This window comes from Pontibacter burrus (assembly GCF_010686685.1).
In the GTDB taxonomy this organism is placed as follows: Bacteria; Bacteroidota; Bacteroidia; order Cytophagales; family Hymenobacteraceae; genus Pontibacter; species Pontibacter burrus.
This window is the reverse complement of the sequence record NZ_JAAGWD010000001.1, coordinates 924,652-943,363: the sequence shown is the minus strand read 5'-3', so window position 1 is coordinate 943,363 and position 18,712 is coordinate 924,652. Positions and strand designations below refer to the sequence as shown.

Below are 18,712 nucleotides of genomic sequence, written 5' to 3'. Positions count from 1 at the left end.
ATCCGCCGTATTTGGCCCTATAAACGGAATAAACTCCTGTTATACTATAGTTAGCTGCAACCTGAATACAGAAGAACTAAATGAACATAGAAGATAAAATTGAATGGAGTGGTTGGATGTTACTCGTTGCAGTTCTTGCTCTCGTTGCTTCTGTTATAATTCCTTTTGCTCAAAAGAAGTATGAAGAATATAGAGCAAGGAGAAATTTTCAATACTATCTAAAGAAGCAGATTGGTTTGATATTGAATATACTCACTTCAGAAAAGTTAGAATATCATGAACCAAGTGTTAAAAATGAACCCAAAAAAGAGTATTTATTCATTAATGACTTCATCGAAACATTGCAAAAAGACTTTAAGGAACACAAGAATACAGTTCAGCCAAGAGTGATTTTCATGCTGCTAATGAATGTCCAAAAGCTTTGTCACTTTGCATATCAATTACGAAGAATAATATCCACAATTGACTTACAGGGAATTACAGACAAAACATTAGAACATGGAAAAGAATTATCAAAGCACGAATTGAATAAAATCTATGGCTTAATTCTAATTTGTGAGAGCTTTATGGGGATTAGTTTATTTCATGACAAGTTTGATTCAATTAAATCAATCAGCCGAGATGTTGAAAACGACATATGGAAAGGACTTAAGGTTGAAAAGGACTTGCTAACCAATCAAAACAGACTTAATGAAGATTTACTGATTTTAAATGATAACGAGAACAGCCTGAAAGAACTCTCAGATATTTTGCTCATCATCAATCAAGAGACAAAAAAGTATTTTGATTACGATATTCTACTGAAGAAAAGAAAAAAAGGCAGCAGCTAACAAGACCTATAAGCCATAGCGCCCTGTGGGACGCTACTGCTCATAGCCAAGCCGTTACCGCCCAAAACCATAAAACAAACCGAAGCTTGAAACGACTTTACCTCCTGTTCTTATTATTTCTATTCTCGGTTTTACAGGCTGCTGCCCAAACGCAAAAGCCAGAAGACTTTGGATACCGCCATCTGCAGATAAGCTTCCTGAAAGATCCCGTAGATATTCTCATACTTTCTAAGAAAGACGAAGAACAGAAAGCGAAACCAGTTATCCTTTTCGACCAGGGCTCACAGGCGCGGCCATTAATATTGTTAGATACTGAAGGAAAACCTTACAGGGTGTTTCCATTCCAGACAGATAGTTTGCTGGTTAATTTCCACCTGGCCATCATCAGTAAGCCTTTTGTGCCATTGATCGCATACCAGAAGGATCTGAAAAATGGTGCTTATGCTGACCCCAAAACAGGTATCCCTCCTGCCCAGTTCTACTCCAGAGACAACGTAGATTACTATGTTAACCGCGCGCAGGCAGTGATAAAACACCTGAAGAAACAGCAGTGGGTAAAAAAAGATAAACTAATAGCGGCAGGCCATTCCGCGGGCTCAACCGTGGCAGCCAAGCTTGCCCTCGAAAGCAAAGACGTAACGCACCTCATTTATTCAGGTGGCAACCCCTTCGGTCGGATGGCTACCATGGTCGCGCAGGCCCGGGCATACGACGACTCCACCGGTACCAGATCAGAAGAGATGTTCAGGTACTGGGAAAACATTGTAAGCGACCCAACAAGTGTAGCCTCTCAGGGCGGAGACGCCTACAAAACCACCTACGACTTTTCTATCCCTCCTATTGATTACCTGATGAAGTTTAAGATTCCGGTACTGATTAGTTATGGCACAAAAGATTATGGGGTCACCTTTAACGATTACCTATGGCTTGAGACAATCAGAAAAGGGAAGAGCAACTTTACCTTTAAGCCATACATTGGAGTGGAGCACAACTACTTTGGTTTTGACAAAGAAGGGAAAATAGACTACGGCAAGTTTGGTTGGGACCAGGTGGCAAATGACTGGAACAACTGGCTTACAAAAGAAGCTGATGTTCACTCAGTAAAACCTATAGTTCCCTGAACTACTTCTTAGCCCAGTCCATTAACCTAAACTTAACATTCCATATTGCAGGTCTATTGTTCCTAATACTCCTCCCCTGATATGAAAACTATAAGATTCAGCCTGCCGGTAATATTTGTGGTTCTGTTTTCCTGTAGTGCTTTTGGCCAGGTAAAACCGGCCATTACAGCCCGCATAGACACTACCCGTTCCGAAGTAAAAGCAGTTTACCAGCTTATTGGCAACTACTTCAACTCCAGCCCCGATAGCGTGTACCAGAACCCTTACTGGAACGAGCAGGAAGTGAATTATTACTATAAGCAGCAGAATGGCAACTTCGACCTGGCCGCTCATTTTCTGTTTGCCCACATGAACGCAAAGCAATTATTCAGCACCTTTAAACCGACTGTGCTGAGCATAGAACCTGCTGGCGAGAAGTATGTAGCCCGCATATTGCTCGCCGCCGACACCGTGCAGCAATGGATGGTCGACTATAAAATGAATCCGCCGTTTCTGTTGCGTTACTATGCCGCAAGAGATAAAACAGGAACCTGGAAACTGGAGAATACTTGGTCGAACGAGTTGAGCCGATGGGGCAACTATAAAACCAAATGGGTTACATTTTATTACCCGCCCACTTTCAACTTTTCAGCAGCTAACGCCGAGAAAGCAAGCCGGTTTGTTGAGGATGTAGTAGCCAGGATGGAGCTAAAGGAAGCCAGACCATTCGATTTTTATGTGATGAGCTCGGAAGAAGAATTGGGCAGGCTGCATAACCTCGATTACTGGCTCTCTTACAGCACCGGTTTTACTCAGAAACTATACAACAGGGCCTTATCAGCAAAAGGGCGCGAGGAGCACCTGCACGAGTTTGTGCACATGGTTTACCCGCTGCTGCAAAACCACTTTCTGGCAGAAGGGGTTGCCACCTGGCTGGGCGGAGTTGATGGCTATACTCCCTTCCAGGAAACGCTGCACGCCGTATCGAAAGACATTTACGAGAATCATCCTAACGTCACTTTCCATGACCTGTACAGCAACAAATTCAGGTATGCTACGGAGCAGAGTCCGCGTTATGTAGCTGGTGCTGTTGTGTATCAGCTGGTTTATGAAGAGAGAGGACTACAGGGAATAAGGCAGTTTGAGAAAAGCCAGAACACGTACGAGTCCCTTATAAAAACTTTTGCCAGCGTCATGAAAATGAAAGAAAGCAAGGTAGAAGGATTCCTGACAAACTATATCCGGCAGTATCACTTAACAGGCGGCGCCAAGTCTTAGCAACTATAATTTCCGGCTTACAGTACAATGCAAACTATAGCTGAAACTATAGTTGCATAGGTTACCTGTTTGTACGCCATAGGCAGCTTATCAAAAGTGTTCAACCATAACACGGGAACATTTAAGTTATCTAAATTTAACGCTGCTTTTTTTAAGTTAAGACTGCATGCATATCCTGATCGTTAACAGTGGGCAGCTACCTGTTACAACCTATGGCGGCACCGAAAGAGTAATCTGGTACCTGGGCAAGGAACTGGTGCGCATGGGGCATAAAGTAACTTTCTTGGTTAAGCCGGGCTCCTATTGCCCCTTTGCAGATGTATTACCTCTTAACCCGGTAAAACCAGTTGTAGTGCAGATACCAGACTCGGTGGATGTGGTGCATTTTAACATTGTGCCGCCCGCTGATGTGCCCAAGCCCTACATTTTTACCATGCACAGCAACTACAACGTGTACGATGAATTCGACCTCAACACGGTGTTTGTATCGCGTAACCATGCCAGCCGTTTCAATTCCACGTCTTTTGTATACAACGGCCTCGACTGGAACGACTATGGCCCTGTGCAGCTCGATAATGAACGGAGCTATTTTCATTTTCTGGGCAATGCAGCCTGGCGCGTAAAAAATGTAAGAGGCGCCATACAAGTGATCAGTGCGGTGAAAGGTGAGAAGCTGAAGGTGCTTGGCGGCAACCGACTGAATATAAAAATGGGCTTCCGGCTTACGCTTAACCCTAACATACATTTCCATGGTATGGTAGGCGGCCCCGAAAAGCTGAGATTGCTGCAGAACTCCAAGGGGTTAATTTTCCCGGTAAGGTGGTCCGAACCCTTTGGGCTGGCCATTACAGAAAGCTTATACTTCGGCTGTCCTGTGCTGGGCACACCTTATGGCTCGTTGCCCGAGCTTGTAACTTCGGATGTAGGCTACCTTTCTAATAACAGTGCTGAGCTGGCAGAGGCGGTAAAAACGATAGACCGGTTCTCGCGCAGGCGCTGCCACGAATATGCCGCAGATGTTTTTAACTCCAGAAAAATGGCCGAAGCATATCTTGAAAAATACACTTCCGTACTAAACGGCCAAACGCTTAACCCTGTAAAACCACGCTTAAAAGAAAAGCAGACCGTTAAGTTCCTGGACTGGCATTAAACCATAGTTTGAGGTCTACTTCAGCAGTTCGCTCTAACCATTCATCCTGCGAAATACCAACTATAAACTATAGTAAAATTGCCCCCTCAGCCCCTCAGATAAGAGTGGCTACGAGGCTGAGAAAATACCCTGCAATTAAGTGACCGAAGGCCAAGAACTAAATATAGGTTATAGTCTATATTATTTATATTAGCAAAAACCTATATTGCACGGTTCCTAATTCTAGCCCGCTTAGCTATAAACTTAGATATAAAGCAAGACTGAGATTTCTGTTATTAGCCACCATCATGAAGAGCTCAACTGATAGACTAATTTACATCGACCTGATCAAAGTTTTCCTGACTTGTATGGTGGTAATCCATCATGCCGGGCAAGCTTATGGAAATACTGGCGGGGTCTGGATAGTTGATGAAGCTCAGAAGGTAGACTACTTACGTCCGTTTTTCTTCTTTAACGCTGCCTATATGATGGGTTTCTATTTCTTTATATCCGGCTTTTTTATCCATTTTTCGCTAAAACGAAAGACCAAAACTAAACTTATTGGAGAAAGACTGATTAAACTCGGCGTGCCTTTAGCTGTTTTTATATTCCTGATTTTTACACCACTTCATTTTCTTTTAAGTGATAGCAAAAGCAGCTACATCAATTTTGCCCTTGACCTGCACTTTAATCAGCCACCACTTTCAGTTGGGCACCTTTGGTTTGTGGCCTCATTACTCGTTTATTCTATTATTTATCTGTTCTTTAAAAGAGCCGATACAGTAAATAAGCAAGCACAACCATTTAAGGTATGGTATCCCTTAATTTATCTTGCTTTTTTAATTCCGATTAACGTTTTGGTCAGACAGCAATACCCCATTGATAAATGGGTAACCTGGGGTTTCCCGTTAGAAGTTGCACACCTGCCTCAATATTTTAGCTTGTTTATTCTGGGCACTGTATTTAATAAATACAAATGGTTGGATAGCATTAAAACATCTACAGGTTTTATGTATCTGGCATTAGCCATTCTGCTATTTGTATCTCAGAAATTCATATATGGTTATTTACCACAGCTCTGGGCCGAGTCAATCATCGAATCCTTTATTTGTGTCGGGTTATGTTTAGGGTTTATTGTTGTTTTTAAAAAGTATTTTAACACAATGAATTCCTTTACAAAAGTATTATCCAATAATTCGTATGGCATCTACCTGTTTCATTTACTTATTGTAATTGGTTTACAGTTAGCGTTTAAGCCCTTTATTCTAAGCAGCCATATAAAATTTATTCTGGTTAGCGTATTAGGAATTGCACTGTCCTGCGCATTAAGTTCTGTGTTAAGAAGAAACAGAATTATACAGAAAGTAATATAGCAACTGAACATATAGCAACTCACCAAAGGAGGCAGCAAAACTATGGATCTTCTTAATTGCCACCTTTGCTGAGCCGGGAGGGTTAATCTATAAACTCATGCTCAAATATTTCCTTCTATGGTTCCCGATGATTGTGCTGGCTGTTATAAATGGCACAGCGAGAGACTTGTGGTATAAGAACTATACAGGAGAGCTAGCTGCCCGCCAGATTTCGACAATCACACTCCTGTTACTTTTTGCGGTTTATATCTGGTTTTTAATTAAAAAATACCCACCTACTACATCGGAGCAAGCCATAACCATCGGGACTCTCTGGCTGATTTTGACACTGGTTTTTGAGTTTGGCATGGGCTATATGTCGGGCAAAACATGGCCGCAAATGCTCGAAGACTATAACATCGTTAAAGGCCGCCTTTGGGTGCTGATTCCAATATGGGTTGCCTTTGCACCATACCTGTTCTTCAGAATTCTGAAAGAGTAACTATAGTTTACCTGAGCTCTACGCCGCCTTATCAATTTCCTTAAACCGTACATCCTCGTAATAATTGCAGATGTTGTGCAGCACGCACTCTTCGCATTTAGGCGCGAAAAACGTGCATACCCGCTGGCCATGGCGCAGCATGTGCACATGAAAGTTAAACAGCTCAACCGGCTCTTCGGGGAGCATTTTAAGCAGCAGGTCATGGGCCTTATTGGCAGTAACTTTTGCACCGATCAACCCCACGCGCTGGCTTATCCGGAACACGTGCGTATCAACGGGCATTACCGGTTTATGAAAGTTAAAGAGTAAAAGTAAGGTTGCTGTTTTTGGTCCCACGCCCGGCAGTTTGGTCAGCCAGGCCAGTGCTTCGGGCACAGGCAGGTCATCCAGAAAATCGATGTTAAATTCTCCGCGCTCTGCTTTTATAATCCGTAGCGTTTCCTGTATCTGTGGCCCCTTCTGGCCGGGGTAGCGGGTGGTTTTAATGGCATCGGCCAGGGCTTCAAAATCCGCATTCATAACGCCCTCCCAATCCCCGAAGCGCTCCATCATGGTATAAAATGCCGTTTCTTCGTCTTTGTGGTTTGTGCGGTGTGAGAGCATGGTTGAGATAAGCTCGTGCATGTGGTCGCGACGCTTCTCTAACTTCAGCCGTTTATAGGTCTTGTTCAGCAGCTCGTGCGTAAGCAAAGCTTTTTCCTGTGGTGGTAGTTCGTGTGCATCCATGGGCCTCTGTTTTGCACATTTTCTTACGCACTTTCGTTCTGTTCAGTTAATTTGCAGGCAGCTATAGTTGTAAAAAGAGCTTTGCAGGCACGCAGCTATAGTTTGGCAGAGCAAACGGGCAACTTCTATAGTTGAACTTTCTGTACAACTATTTGCAGGTTTATACGCTATACGATAAAGCAAAATTCAGAGCAGATGTATTAAACAGGAACGTATGCAGATAAAATTTCTAGGCACCGGTGGCGCTTTTGATGTTGATTACCTGAACTCGGCGGCGCTGCTTTCTTTCAGGGGAAAGAATATTTTGATCGACTGCGGTTTTACCGTTTTTACGACACTGGTACATAAAAGCCTGATCTCGAAGGTAAGCTACATCCTGCTAACGCATCTGCACAACGACCACATCGGTAGCCTTCCCACACTGCTTCTCTACAAAAGCATTATCGAAAAGAGCCCGCGCCCGGTTATCCTTTACCAGTCGGAGCAGTTTAAGCAACAGCTCTGTAGTTGGCTGGAGCCTCAGCTAAAAGATCCGGATAAATATGCGGAGTTTGTACCCCTGGAGCAGGTGGAGGGCATAAGCGCCATCGATACGCTAAACCTCCACTCTGAAAACCTGCAGACTTATGCTTTCGTGTTTGAAGATGAAACCAGATTAGTTTACTCGGGAGATCTGGGCAAGCCCGAGCCACTGTTCGAACGGCTGGATAAAATGCCAATCATGCGCACCTGCGTGTACCACGACATCACGTTTAATGCAGAAAACACCGGCCATACTTTTTACAAGAAACTACTGCCTTATATCAGCAACTACGAAATATTCGGCTACCACTGCGACCCCACCAAAAATCCGTCAGACAACCCGATCCGCTTAGTGCATTACCAACCGGGCCTGATGGCTTGAACTATAGCCTGAACTATACAGGGCTTTCTTACCTTGGTGCCTACTGCCTTCGCTCGCATCCTGCGAGTGTGAGCTACAAATGGTGTCCCGGCATGTTACTGGGTAGCTATAGTAGCACGTTTAAACTATAGTTTACTGCAACTCCGATGCTTTCACTTCCCGCGTCCAGATCTCAGCTCCTTTTGCGTTGTAAATTGTTACTTTAAAAGCGCGCTCTTTGGCCGGCCCATGCACACTAACTATAGCAAAGTTGTGCTCCTGCACCAGCGTACCCGGCACACGCAGTGTGTTGGCTTCATCCCTTGGGTTAGAAATACCGGCAGTAAGCGGCGATACCGTGAAATCGTAAAGCGGGTAAGTGCCAGGGCGCTCCAGTTTGGTGAGTTCTGTAAAGTGGCGGTCGCCATCCATAAAGATCACACCTTTAATTTTTGCCTGTGCAATGGCGTCCAGTAGTTTCTGGCGCTCTTCGGGGTGGTTGCTATAGTTTTCCTTAACGGCAGCCGGGTTTAGTACCTGCCCGCCCACACAAATCACCTTAAAGGTAGCCGGGCTTGCATGCAGCGCATCTATCAGCCAGTTCAGCTGTTCTTCGCCTAAATAAGCTTTGTCAGTAGTGCGGCTGTTCGGGCTTTTAAACCAGCGGTCATCCATCATAAAGAACTGTACATCGTTCCACTGGAAAGTGCCGGTAATGGCTCCATTGTCGAAAATATAGTTTGGGTTAGCCCAGAAAGTCTTGAAAGCTTCCGAAGTCAGGTTTTTCTCCCAGAAGCTACGGTCAGCGTTGTTGGGGCCGTAATCGTGGTCGTCCCAGATGGCATAGTTGTGCACCGAGCCCAGTAGCGGCTGTAACTCTGGCACCGAGCGGGTATGCGTGTAGCGGTATTGTATTCCTGTTTTGCTGTTCCAGTCTGGTTCACGCAGGTAGGTATTGTCGCCAATCCAGAGCATAAAGTCCGGTTTTTTCTGGTGTATCGAGGTCAGGATCTCGAAGCTGGTGCTGCCATACGGTTTGCCCGGACGGTCGTAATGCGGGTCGTTTACATAAAAGCAGCTGCCCACAGCAAAACTGAAATCCGGGGCATCTTTGCGGTGCTGCCACAAATCCTGCGTCTGAAACTCTAAAAGATAATTGCGCTTTACTTTCTTGTTGTTGATATAAAGTTCATAACTATACTTCTTGCCATAGTTTACCTGATCTGCAACTAAATGCGTGGCAAAGGCATTGTCAGCCTCGGTACGCACCTCAGCAGTAGTAAATACTTTTGCGGGTTCGTCTTTGGCCCAGTATTTTATTTTTACTTTGGCTGCCTCTTTTGTCTGCACCCATAGTTTTACTTCACGCATTTCGGAGTAGCCTACCATCGGTCCCGATTGCAAAAATTTTTCCTGTGCTGCTGCCGTAAAGCTTACACACACAAAGTATAATGCTGCCAGTAATCGTAATGTCATGGTCTTCTGGTTTAATTCAGAATAGGTTAATTTTTGCCAAAGATACACGCCCTGTATCAATTTTAAGAAAACAGGTGTATTAGTTTTTAAGACTTCAAAAAGCTGTAACAGTTTCTGATATGCCCATAACCTCTAGACAACACATCACCCGGAAGCCATTTCTGCAAAGGCCGCTTCATGTTGCGTATATGGCGCTGTTTCTGATTTATTGGGTTTATTCAGCTATTACAACACCTGACCTGCTCAACTGGGCTACTGAAAACCTGCTTACCTTGTCGCTGCTCATCTGCCTGGTGGCCTTCTACAACATTTTCCGCTTCTCCGATACCAGCTATACTTTCATCTTCCTGTTTCTGCTTCTGCATGTGTACGGCAGCCAGTATCAGTACCCTGACGCTCCCGTCGGCGAATGGCTTAAACAACAGTTCAACCTGAACCGCAACCACTACGACCGGATGGTGCATTTCGGTTTTGGTTTGCTGCTCTCCTACCCTATGCACGATGTGCTGGTGCGCGGCCTTAAGGTGAAACGTTCCCTAAGTTACCTGCTACCCATAGAATTTGTGCTCTCGCTGGGCGCATTATATGAGTTGATAGAGTGGGCTGTAGCTGATTTACTTTACAAGGGCAACGAGCAGGCTATGGACTTTTTAGGAATGCAGGGAGATATCTGGGACGCGCAGAAGGATATTGCTTTAGGTTTGCTGGGGAGTATGATCACAATGTCGATTGTGTTTTTGCTCCACAATAGAAAGAAGCGTCTATAGTTTCTCTATTGTCATGTCGAGCGTTAGTCGAGACATCTTATTTGCCCTCTAGCTAACTATAGTTGCCACTTGCCACGAGCAGTTTGTGTTATAGTTACCTCTGATCCTGGGAGCTCTACTCACCTATCGTTTTATAGTTGCTTTGGTGCGCTCACGGCCGCGAGGCCCCGTATTCGGGCATCGCGCTGCGTACATTTCTTTTGCTCCTATCGTCGCAATGCCTAACGGCACCAGAAATCTACAAGGCGCTCAACCCAAAGACTGACATCTTTCGATAGCTAACCTATAGTTTGTTCAAGAGCTATAGTTCTGTCGCCCTTCCATGGTCATATTTTCGTGGGGCCAAGTAAACCTGCCCTGCTCTTGGTGTGTAACTTTAGCACGATAACCTAAACTATAACTATAGCCGAAATTCCCCTCTCGGGAGGGGTTAGCGGTGGGTTAAAATGCTAACTATAAAACTAAAAGAACCTACTATAGCAAAGACAGAGTTCCCCGCCTTAGACAAGGAGGGGATAACGGGGTGGTTGGACCAACAGGAACTATAAAACTATAGCCTCAACTATAGCAACGGCCTTAATCCAAATAATCCAAATAATCCTAATTAATCTGCGGCTCAGCCAGAAATAACTGCACAAACACTTACTTCAGAAAGGCTGGCAGGAGTGTCGTTTTCTGCTTTTGTATAGGGTTGAATTGGGTAAAACGTTCGCAGGCACTTGCAACCAGTACAATACCGGCGCTCAGTAAAGCCATTTTTAAGTATCGTTTCATAGGTAGGGTACAAAAAACAGCCGCACCCAAGGGTACGGCTGAAAAATCAACTAATCACACTTTTAATTTACACTATAGCTCACCGCGTTCTGCGGCTTTTTTCATCTTTTCGTTCGCGAAAATGGCAATCTCCACACGGCGGTTCTGCTGACGACCGGCTGCTGTTGAGTTATCAGCAACTGGCTGGTCAAAGGCATAGCCTTGTGTAGTCATACGGTTGCGGGCTACTCCCTGCTGAGACAAGAAGTTAGAAACAGACTCGGCACGACGCTCTGATAAACGCTGGTTCAAGTCACGGGCACCTGTATTGTCTGTATGGCCTTCAATCAGGATGTTGGTGTCAGGATATTTCTGCAGGGTTTGGGCCAGCTGTGTAATCTCGGTTCTGGCGTTAGATTGCAAGTCTGAAGAGTTAGTGGCAAACAGGATACCGGAGTTAAATGTAATTTTGATACCCTCGCCTACACGCTCAACTTTAGCATTTTCAAGGTCGCGCTGCAGTTCTGCAGCCTGCTTGTCCATATGGCGGCCAATCAGGGCACCGGCAGTCCCACCCACGGCAGCACCTATAATGGCACCCGCAGCTGTGTTACCGGCAGCTTTACCAATTACACCACCTACTACAGCACCGGAACCGGCACCAATAGCACCACCCTTAACTGTTTTGCTGGCATTACATCCGGTAATTAGTAAACCAACTACTACCAGCAACGATAAATAAATTCTCAATCTTTTCATATGTCTTATTCTTTTGGTCTGTGTTACGAATCCTCAGGATTCAAATTCAAGTGCTTATTACTGTTTCTTTCAAAAAATGTTCAGGATTTTGCACCGCTTTCTTTGCTAATCCTGAACCCAACTATAGGCTATTTTTCTATAGTTTACTGATTATCATCTTTTTATATAGTTTTTATAGTATACATTAACGTCTAATATATTTCACAGGTTTTTAAAAAAAGCTAAAGCATCATTACACAACATATCCGCCTTTAAAACAAAAATGCCCGCCAACCGAAGCTGACGGGCATTTCTTACTTTTCTAAACAGTTATTACTTCAGCTGACCACTTTCAGCAGCCTTTTTCATTTCATCATTCGCAATAATGATGATCTCTACACGACGGTTCTGCGAACGGCCTTCTACAGTAGTGTTATCAGCAATTGGCTGGTCGTAGCTATAGCCTTTTGCCTGTAAACGCGAAGCATCTACACCCAAGCTTCTGGCATAGTTAAGCACAGACTGGGCACGACGCTCAGACAGCTTCTGGTTAAGCTCATAGCTACCGGTGTTGTCGGTGTGGCCTTCAATAATTACGTTAGTACCTTCGTACTCTTTCAAGGTTTGCGCGAGTTTGGCAATGTCCTTTTTAGCAGATGCGCTCAGCTCAGCAGAGTTAGTAGCGAACAGGATACCAGAGTCAAAATTGATACGGATTGCTTCGCCTACACGCTCTACGTTCGCATTCTCCATGCTCTTCTCCAGTTCAGCAGCTTGCTTGTCCATACGGCGGCCAATAACAGCACCTGTTGCACCACCTACAGCAGCACCAACTATAGCGCCGGCAGCAGTGTTGCCCATTCTGTTACCAATAATACCACCGATTACGGCACCAGAACCAGCACCTATAATACCACCTTTCGTGGTCTTGTTCATTCCTTTTTTATCGCCGGTCTGAGTTGTCTGAGTTGTTGATCCCGAGTTATCAGCTACAGGGCGTGTGCTCTGGCATGATGTAAAGAGCATGGCAGCAGCCAAAAATGATGTCAGAGATAATTTTAAAGCTTTCATGTTTTTTGTAGTTGGTAAAAGTTGGTTTACGGTTTTTAATAGCTTAATGATAAAAATTTATTTGCTTTTGCTACGGAGGCACTTGCAATACAAGTGCCAACTTTTCAGAAACGACCAGAATCCTTAAAACAATACAAGTATCCTGAAAATAATATTTACTTCTATAAATATATAGATCTTATTGTAAGAGTTGTTGCAACACAAAAAAGCCTGCCACCAAGTGCTGGAAGCAGGCTTTAGAAAAATTATATTTATCCTTAAGATGCTTTGGTAGCTTTCTTGGTTTTTACTTTTTCAGGTTCAGCTGCTGGCTGGCTGATCATGCTCAACAGGTCTGTCAGTTTCTGCTTCAGCTCTTTGCGGTCAACTATAAAATCAAGGAAGCCGTGCTCCAATACAAACTCAGCACTCTGGAAGCCTTTAGGCAGATCTTTACCTATAGTTTCTTTAATTACACGCGGGCCGGCAAAACCAATAAGTGCGCCCGGCTCTGCAATGTTAAAATCGCCCAGCATGGCGTAAGATGCCGTTACACCACCCGTAGTCGGGTCTGTCAGCATCGAGATATATGGCAGGCCTTCTTCAGACAACTGTGCCAGCTTAGCCGACGTTTTCGCCATCTGCATCAATGAGAAACCAGCTTCCATCATACGTGCACCACCCGATTTTGAGATCATCATAAACGGAGTGCGTGTTTGGCGGGCATGGTCAATAGCACGGGCTATCTTCTCTCCTACCACCGATCCCATCGAACCACCTATAAAGTTGAAGTCCATACAGGCGATGGTTATTTCCTGTCCATTCATTTTACCATAAGCTGTTCGCACAGCATCCTTCAGGCCGGTAGCTTTCTGGGTAGCAACTATACGGTTCGGGTATGGCTTGGAATCAACGAAATCCAGCGGGTCGCCTGAGGTAAGGTTAGCATCCAGTTCTGTAAACTCGTTGTTATCGAAAAGTATGGCAAAGTACTCTTTAGAGCCTACCCGGTCGTGGTGGTTACACTTAACGCAGGTGCTCAGATTTTTGCGATGCTCGGCCATGCTGGTTACAGCTTTGCAGCTCGGGCACTTATACCATAGGCCATCGGGGGTTTCCTTCTTCTGCTCTGTAGGCGTGTGTATTCCTTTTTCTACGCGTTTAAACCAAGGCATCATAGGTTAAAAGTGTGCTCAGGGCACATAAAATGTGATAAAATACTTGCAGCCACCCGGCTGGGTACATCAAAAAAGTGACCTGCCTTTCTGGGCTCCGGAGAGCTTTGTAAAAGACAGGTCACAAAATTATGTAATTATCAGCAGTTCTGCTACAAATTACGCTAATGTAATCTCGTTGCTCAGGTAAACATCCTGAATTGCGTTCAGCAACTCAACGCCAACTTTCATATCTTTCTGGAACGCTTTACGGCCAGAGATGAGGCCCATACCGCCCGCACGCTTGTTAATTACAGCTGTACGAACTGCATCTGCCAGATCCGATTCGCCTTTAGACTCACCACCGGAGTTGATAAGACCTGCACGGCCCATATAGCAGTTTGCCACCTGATAACGTGTTAAATCAATCGGGTTGTCGGTAGTCAGCTTATCATACATCGCCTTATGAGACTTCGCGAAGTTGATCGCTGTGAAGCCACCGTTGTTCTCAGGCAGTTTCTGCTTGATGATATCGGCCTGGATGGTTACGCCCAGGTGGTTGGCCTGTGCTGTAATATCGGCAGCTACGTGGTAGTCTACACCGTCTTTTTTGAAGGCATTGTTACGCGCATAGCACCATAGGATGGTTGCCATACCTAGCTGGTGTGCTCTTTCAAAAGCCTCAGCTACTTCAATTATCTGGCGCGAAGACTCTTCTGAACCAAAGTATATAGTTGCGCCAACGGCAGCAGCACCTAAGTTCCAGGCTTCATCTACAGAACCGAACATGATCTGGTCGAACTTGTTAGGGTAAGTCAGTAGCTCATTGTGGTTGATTTTTACGATGAACGGAATGCGGTGCGCATATTTTCTGGACATCATAGCCAGGTTACCAAATGTGGTTGCAACCGCGTTACAGCCACCTTCAATAGCCAGTTTAATGATGTTCTCTGGGTCGAAATAAATAGGGTTTGGTGCGAACGATGCACCGGCAGTATGCTCAATACCCTGGTCAACCGGTAGGATAGACAGGTAACCCGTGCCACCAAGGCGGCCATGGTCGAACAGTTGCTGTAAGCTGCGCAGTACTTGTGGGTTGCGGTTGCTCTGCGCAAAAATACGGTCCACGAAATCAGGGCCCGGCGCATGCAGCTGCTCTTTAGAAATAGTTTTGCTTTCATACTGAAGCAGGCTTTCCCCTTCAGAACCAAGTAAAGAAACGATGTTATCGTAATTCATTTGTCTTTTAATAATTTGTGGTAAGAGACACTTTAGGTTTGGTGGTACAAATATAGCAAGGTTAATATTATTTCTGTTATACTTTTCAGGAACAATATTGCAATTTACAGGCTTTATGCCGAAACATGGTTCGTCCGCGACAGACGTATCCTAACACAGCCTGCACAACAACTCCCACATCATACTTGGTCGCGCTGAAAAAGTTGCTAAAATAAACAGCGCCTGCTTCTGATAAAGCAGGCGCTGTTTATTTTAGCTAAACTATAGTTCAGTTGTTCTTACATACATTCTTCACTTACCACCTTGCCGTTCACCAGCACCGTGCATACGTGGGTTGTATACTCAAACGGGTCACCATCAAAGAGTACCACATCAGCATCCTTGCCTTTCTCCAATGAGCCTATACGCTTTTCGTGGCCCAGCATTTTGGCAGGCGTGGTGGTGATAGCGGCCAGCGCCTGTTCTGGTTTCATGCCGTTGGCTACGGCCACGCTAGCCTCAAACAAAAACACGCGGGCACGCGGCACATACGCCTCGAAACCAGTTTGGATCGCTACCGGCACACCAGCATTAGCAAGTACAGCAGCCGTTTCGAAAGAGATGTTCTTGTTATCGCCATTTGCACGCGCCATTGTTGGGTGAACGATGACCGGTATGCCGGCAGCTTTGATTTCATCTACCAGCAAGTAAGCTTCAGCAGCGCCATCCAGCACCAGGTCGAGGTTAAATTCTTTTGCCAGACGCAGGGCCGCCATAATGTCCTGTGCCTTGTTTGCTGTGATCAGAGCTTTGTATTTTCTGTTCAGTACATCGGCAAGGGTTTCCATTTTCAGGTTTCGGTCGGGGCGCTTGGCAGCATCGGTGTTTGCCATTTTTCTGGCATAAGCTTGTGCCGCCTGTAGTTCTGCCCGCAGCATAGCCATCCCTTTAGCTGATGTTTTCGGCGAATTGTAGTTATCAGCAACGGTAGTACCCAGCGTAAAAGCTACCATGCTGGTCGTGTCCAGCACACTGCCAAAACCATCTTCCGAGGTTTTCAGTGTCATAAGTTGCCCGCTGGCAAGTGCGCCGGGTGCATGGCCTGTATTTATAGTTGTGGTGCCATAGCTACGCACGTATTTTACAAGCTCCTCATTTGGGTTATAGGCATCTATGGCACGTAGTTCCGGTTGTATGGGAGCCGTTTTCTCGAGCTGCTGCTGATCGGCAGGCACATTGTAAATACCCGCTAACCCTACTGAGGTGTGAGCATCTACAAAACCTGGTGTAACTACTTTGGCACTATAAGTTTTATAGTTTTGCGGTACCTGCAGGTTAGCTCCTACGGCCTCAATTTTACCGTCTTTTATCAGCACTACGCCATTTTTTATAGGAGTTCCTGCCATGGTATAAACGGTTTCGCCTTTTATAGCTACCTGCGCCTGCACCTGCTGCACGCCAACTATAGCCAGGCCGGCAATTATAGCTGCAGCAAATTGTATATGTTTTTTCATGATGATTTTCTTGGTTGATTACCTGACAAAAGACTGTTTGACAAAGGACAAAAGAGAAAAAGCACATCTCTTAAAAAGTCCTATGTCTTTTGTCAAAATTAATGTGCGTGATAATGGAGCTCGCTTTGATAGGCATTGTAGCCGCCGGTAGCAAACTTCTTGTCGTCCGGGTTTTGAATATCGAAGCGTTTTTTGCCTTCTACCCAGGTTTGCTCTACTTTGGTGTATACACTAAATGGCTCTCCGCTCAACACTATAAAGTCAGCATCTTTTCCTTTCTCCAAAGAGCCAACGCGACTATCTAGCTCCAGCATTTTGGCTCCGGCTATAGTTAGAGCTTCCAGGGCTTTTTCACGGCTCATGCCGGCACGCACACCCAATGCAGCACCACGCATAAACAGGCGCGAATCAGTGATACCATCATCTGTATGGAAGGCTGTTAACACACCCGCTTTCTCCAGCGCGGCACCATTTGTATTGCTTATCTCTACGGTCTCGGCTTTACCGCCCGGTGAGTCCAGGGTGATGATGGATGCAGGGATACCAGCTTTGGCAATTTCGTCGGCTGATTTCCAGGCTTCGCTTACGTGGTGTAGTACCATTTTAAAGCCAAACTCTTTCTGCAGGCGCAGCGCTGTCATTATATCATCCTTCCGATGTGTATGGAAATGTACAATGCGCTTGCCTTCCAGAATTTCAACCATTGGCTCAAGGTTAGGTTTGCGCTCCGGCATTTTATCGGCTTTGCCTTTCGCTGCCTTTATTTTGCTCTGGTACTGTTGCGCATCTAAAAAGAGCTGCCTTGCCATAGCTGCCGATTTTGCCCGCGTGCCCGGAAACGGAGCGGCTTTCATGGGGTTAGTACCATTGGCCATTTTCATACCGCCACAGATGCCACTTCCCGGGTCTTCGCAAAAGGTCAGGTCGCCTATGGTTTTGCCTTCGCGCATTTTCAGGTACACGGTTTGTCCGCTCATCAGGTGACCCGAACCTGGCATCACGTTTACTGTGGTGATACCACCCGCCAATGCCCGCTTAAACGAATCGCTCATTGGGTTTATGCCATCTATAATGCGTACATCCGGGTGCAGCGCGCCGGAGCCATCGCCCCCCGAACCTTCGCCAATATGGGAGTGTGTATCCACCAGCCCGGGCATCAGCACTTTGCCGGTTACATCGATTTCAGTGGCACCTTTGGGCAGTTTTACCTGGCCGGCAGCACCAACAGCAGTTATTTTACCGTGCTGTACTACCAGCACGCCATTCTCGATTGGCTTGCCGGCAATAGGAATAATGCGTGCGCCTTTAAATACGTGGGGTTGCTCCTGGGCCATCGCGGTGCCGGATAACAGAAAGCCTGCCATGCCAAGCGCTGCCAGCAACTTGTTTCTTTTTTTCATGAGTAAGGGTAAAGTATAGATAAGGTTAGTTTTAGCACCATTAACATAGTCATTTTAATATATATTTAAAACAGATACCCCTCTATTTCCCTTCACTAAATGTATTCACGGTTTTATTACCCATTTCTGAGCTTGTATCGTTAAATAAATGTACTATAACACAAGGCAAATCATGAAAGCAACTATAGAAAAACTTTGCAAAATTGTGTGGGTTTGGATGCTGCCATTGCTGCTAACCGGCTGTGCCTCATCTACCCGCATTACAGGCACCTGGAAGAGCCCCGAAGCCACAAGCACTTACAATAATATTGTTGTAGCCGCCTTAACCGAAAACATTCTGGCCCGCCAGAAAGTGGAAACCGACATGCAGAACCAATTGCGTCAGCATGGGGTAAATGCCACGCGTAGCATGGATATCTTTCCGCCTGCCAGAAGCAGCAAAAATGGACCGGATGTAAACCTGCTGTTGGAGAAAATGCGCAACGATAATTATGACGCTGTCCTGACAGTAGCCTTAGTTGATGAAGAAACACAAACGCGCTACGTTCCGGGCAATGTAGGCTACAGACCTGTAACAACCTTTGCGTGGTATGGCAATTTCAGAAGGTACTATACTTACTGGTACCCGATTATGTATGACCCGGGCTACTATACCGAAGACAAGGTTTACTTTCTGGAAACGAACTTGTATAACGTGAAGGATGATAACCTGCTCTGGTCTGCGCAATCGCGGTCCTATAGTCCGTCAAGTATGCGCAAAGCTGCCGAAAAACTTGCTGAGATAACGATAAACCAGTTAGCTACCGAGGGCCTGATACATGCGCAGGCAAATCCGCAATAAA

Annotated in this window: 18 protein-coding genes; 9 read left to right on the top strand and 9 right to left on the bottom strand. The window is 45.4% G+C overall.

Going from position 1 to position 18,712, the window contains the following annotated elements:
- Positions 1-80: 80 nt before the first annotated feature.
- From GXP69_RS04350 to GXP69_RS04325, 6 genes are all read left to right on the top strand, one after another.
- Positions 81-830: a hypothetical protein gene (locus GXP69_RS04350; RefSeq protein ID WP_163912719.1), complete on the top strand. Its 750-nt coding sequence runs from the start codon at positions 81-83 to the stop codon at positions 828-830.
- Between the two features lie 86 nt (positions 831-916).
- On the top strand, positions 917-1,951 hold the full coding sequence (locus GXP69_RS04345) for an alpha/beta hydrolase family protein (RefSeq protein ID WP_163912717.1): 1,035 nt from the start codon (positions 917-919) through the stop codon (positions 1,949-1,951).
- 81 nt (positions 1,952-2,032) lie between these two features.
- On the top strand, positions 2,033-3,208 hold the full coding sequence (locus GXP69_RS04340) for a hypothetical protein (RefSeq protein WP_163912715.1): 1,176 nt from the start codon (positions 2,033-2,035) through the stop codon (positions 3,206-3,208).
- Between the two features lie 166 nt (positions 3,209-3,374).
- Positions 3,375-4,358, top strand: a complete 984-nt coding sequence (locus tag GXP69_RS04335; RefSeq protein ID WP_163912712.1) for a glycosyltransferase family 4 protein — start codon at positions 3,375-3,377, stop codon at positions 4,356-4,358.
- Positions 4,359-4,645: 287 nt separating this feature from the next.
- Positions 4,646-5,710 (top strand): acyltransferase family protein, encoded by a 1,065-nt coding sequence (locus tag GXP69_RS04330; protein ID WP_204281894.1) that lies wholly within the window; start codon positions 4,646-4,648, stop codon positions 5,708-5,710.
- A 97-nt stretch (positions 5,711-5,807) separates the two neighbouring features.
- Positions 5,808-6,191, top strand: a complete 384-nt coding sequence (locus GXP69_RS04325; protein WP_204281893.1) for a hypothetical protein — start codon at positions 5,808-5,810, stop codon at positions 6,189-6,191.
- 18 nt (positions 6,192-6,209) lie between these two features.
- On the opposite strand, the gene GXP69_RS04320 is transcribed toward GXP69_RS04325, so the two are convergent.
- Positions 6,210-6,917, bottom strand: coding sequence for an endonuclease III domain-containing protein (locus tag GXP69_RS04320; RefSeq protein WP_163912708.1), 708 nt, complete (start codon positions 6,915-6,917; stop codon positions 6,210-6,212).
- A gap of 214 nt (positions 6,918-7,131) precedes the next feature.
- Here GXP69_RS04320 and GXP69_RS04315 point away from each other — a divergent pair, with 214 nt between their 5' ends.
- On the top strand, positions 7,132-7,821 hold the full coding sequence (locus GXP69_RS04315) for an MBL fold metallo-hydrolase (protein WP_163912706.1): 690 nt from the start codon (positions 7,132-7,134) through the stop codon (positions 7,819-7,821).
- 132 nt (positions 7,822-7,953) lie between these two features.
- Here the strand turns inward: GXP69_RS04315 and GXP69_RS04310 are convergent, their stop codons facing one another.
- Entirely contained in the window at positions 7,954-9,276 is a 1,323-nt protein-coding gene (locus GXP69_RS04310; protein ID WP_163912704.1) for an alkaline phosphatase D family protein, read from the bottom strand.
- Positions 9,277-9,395: 119 nt separating this feature from the next.
- Between GXP69_RS04310 and GXP69_RS04305 the strand changes: the two genes are divergently transcribed.
- Positions 9,396-10,043, top strand: coding sequence for a DUF2238 domain-containing protein (locus tag GXP69_RS04305; RefSeq protein WP_163912702.1), 648 nt, complete (start codon positions 9,396-9,398; stop codon positions 10,041-10,043).
- A gap of 642 nt (positions 10,044-10,685) precedes the next feature.
- Here the strand turns inward: GXP69_RS04305 and GXP69_RS19130 are convergent.
- From GXP69_RS19130 to GXP69_RS04275, 7 genes are all read right to left on the bottom strand, one after another.
- Positions 10,686-10,817 (bottom strand): hypothetical protein, encoded by a 132-nt coding sequence (locus GXP69_RS19130; RefSeq protein ID WP_262887400.1) that lies wholly within the window; start codon positions 10,815-10,817, stop codon positions 10,686-10,688.
- Positions 10,818-10,889: 72 nt separating this feature from the next.
- Positions 10,890-11,555, bottom strand: a complete 666-nt coding sequence (locus GXP69_RS04300) for an OmpA family protein (RefSeq protein WP_163912700.1) — start codon at positions 11,553-11,555, stop codon at positions 10,890-10,892.
- 312 nt (positions 11,556-11,867) lie between these two features.
- Positions 11,868-12,605: an OmpA family protein gene (locus tag GXP69_RS04295; protein WP_235925549.1), complete on the bottom strand. Its 738-nt coding sequence runs from the start codon at positions 12,603-12,605 to the stop codon at positions 11,868-11,870.
- A gap of 257 nt (positions 12,606-12,862) precedes the next feature.
- The gene (accD, locus tag GXP69_RS04290) at positions 12,863-13,759 is read right to left on the bottom strand and encodes an acetyl-CoA carboxylase, carboxyltransferase subunit beta (RefSeq protein ID WP_163912963.1); all 897 of its coding nucleotides are present in this window, start codon (positions 13,757-13,759) and stop codon (positions 12,863-12,865) included.
- 159 nt (positions 13,760-13,918) lie between these two features.
- Positions 13,919-14,977, bottom strand: a complete 1,059-nt coding sequence (locus GXP69_RS04285) for a class I fructose-bisphosphate aldolase (RefSeq protein WP_163912698.1) — start codon at positions 14,975-14,977, stop codon at positions 13,919-13,921.
- A gap of 278 nt (positions 14,978-15,255) precedes the next feature.
- Positions 15,256-16,470, bottom strand: coding sequence for an amidohydrolase family protein (locus tag GXP69_RS04280; protein ID WP_163912696.1), 1,215 nt, complete (start codon positions 16,468-16,470; stop codon positions 15,256-15,258).
- Between the two features lie 98 nt (positions 16,471-16,568).
- Positions 16,569-17,870 (bottom strand): amidohydrolase family protein, encoded by a 1,302-nt coding sequence (locus GXP69_RS04275; RefSeq protein ID WP_163912695.1) that lies wholly within the window; start codon positions 17,868-17,870, stop codon positions 16,569-16,571.
- A 172-nt stretch (positions 17,871-18,042) separates the two neighbouring features.
- Here GXP69_RS04275 and GXP69_RS04270 point away from each other — a divergent pair, with 172 nt between their 5' ends.
- Positions 18,043-18,711, top strand: a complete 669-nt coding sequence (locus GXP69_RS04270) for a DUF4136 domain-containing protein (RefSeq protein ID WP_163912693.1) — start codon at positions 18,043-18,045, stop codon at positions 18,709-18,711.
- Position 18,712 lies beyond the last annotated feature (1 nt).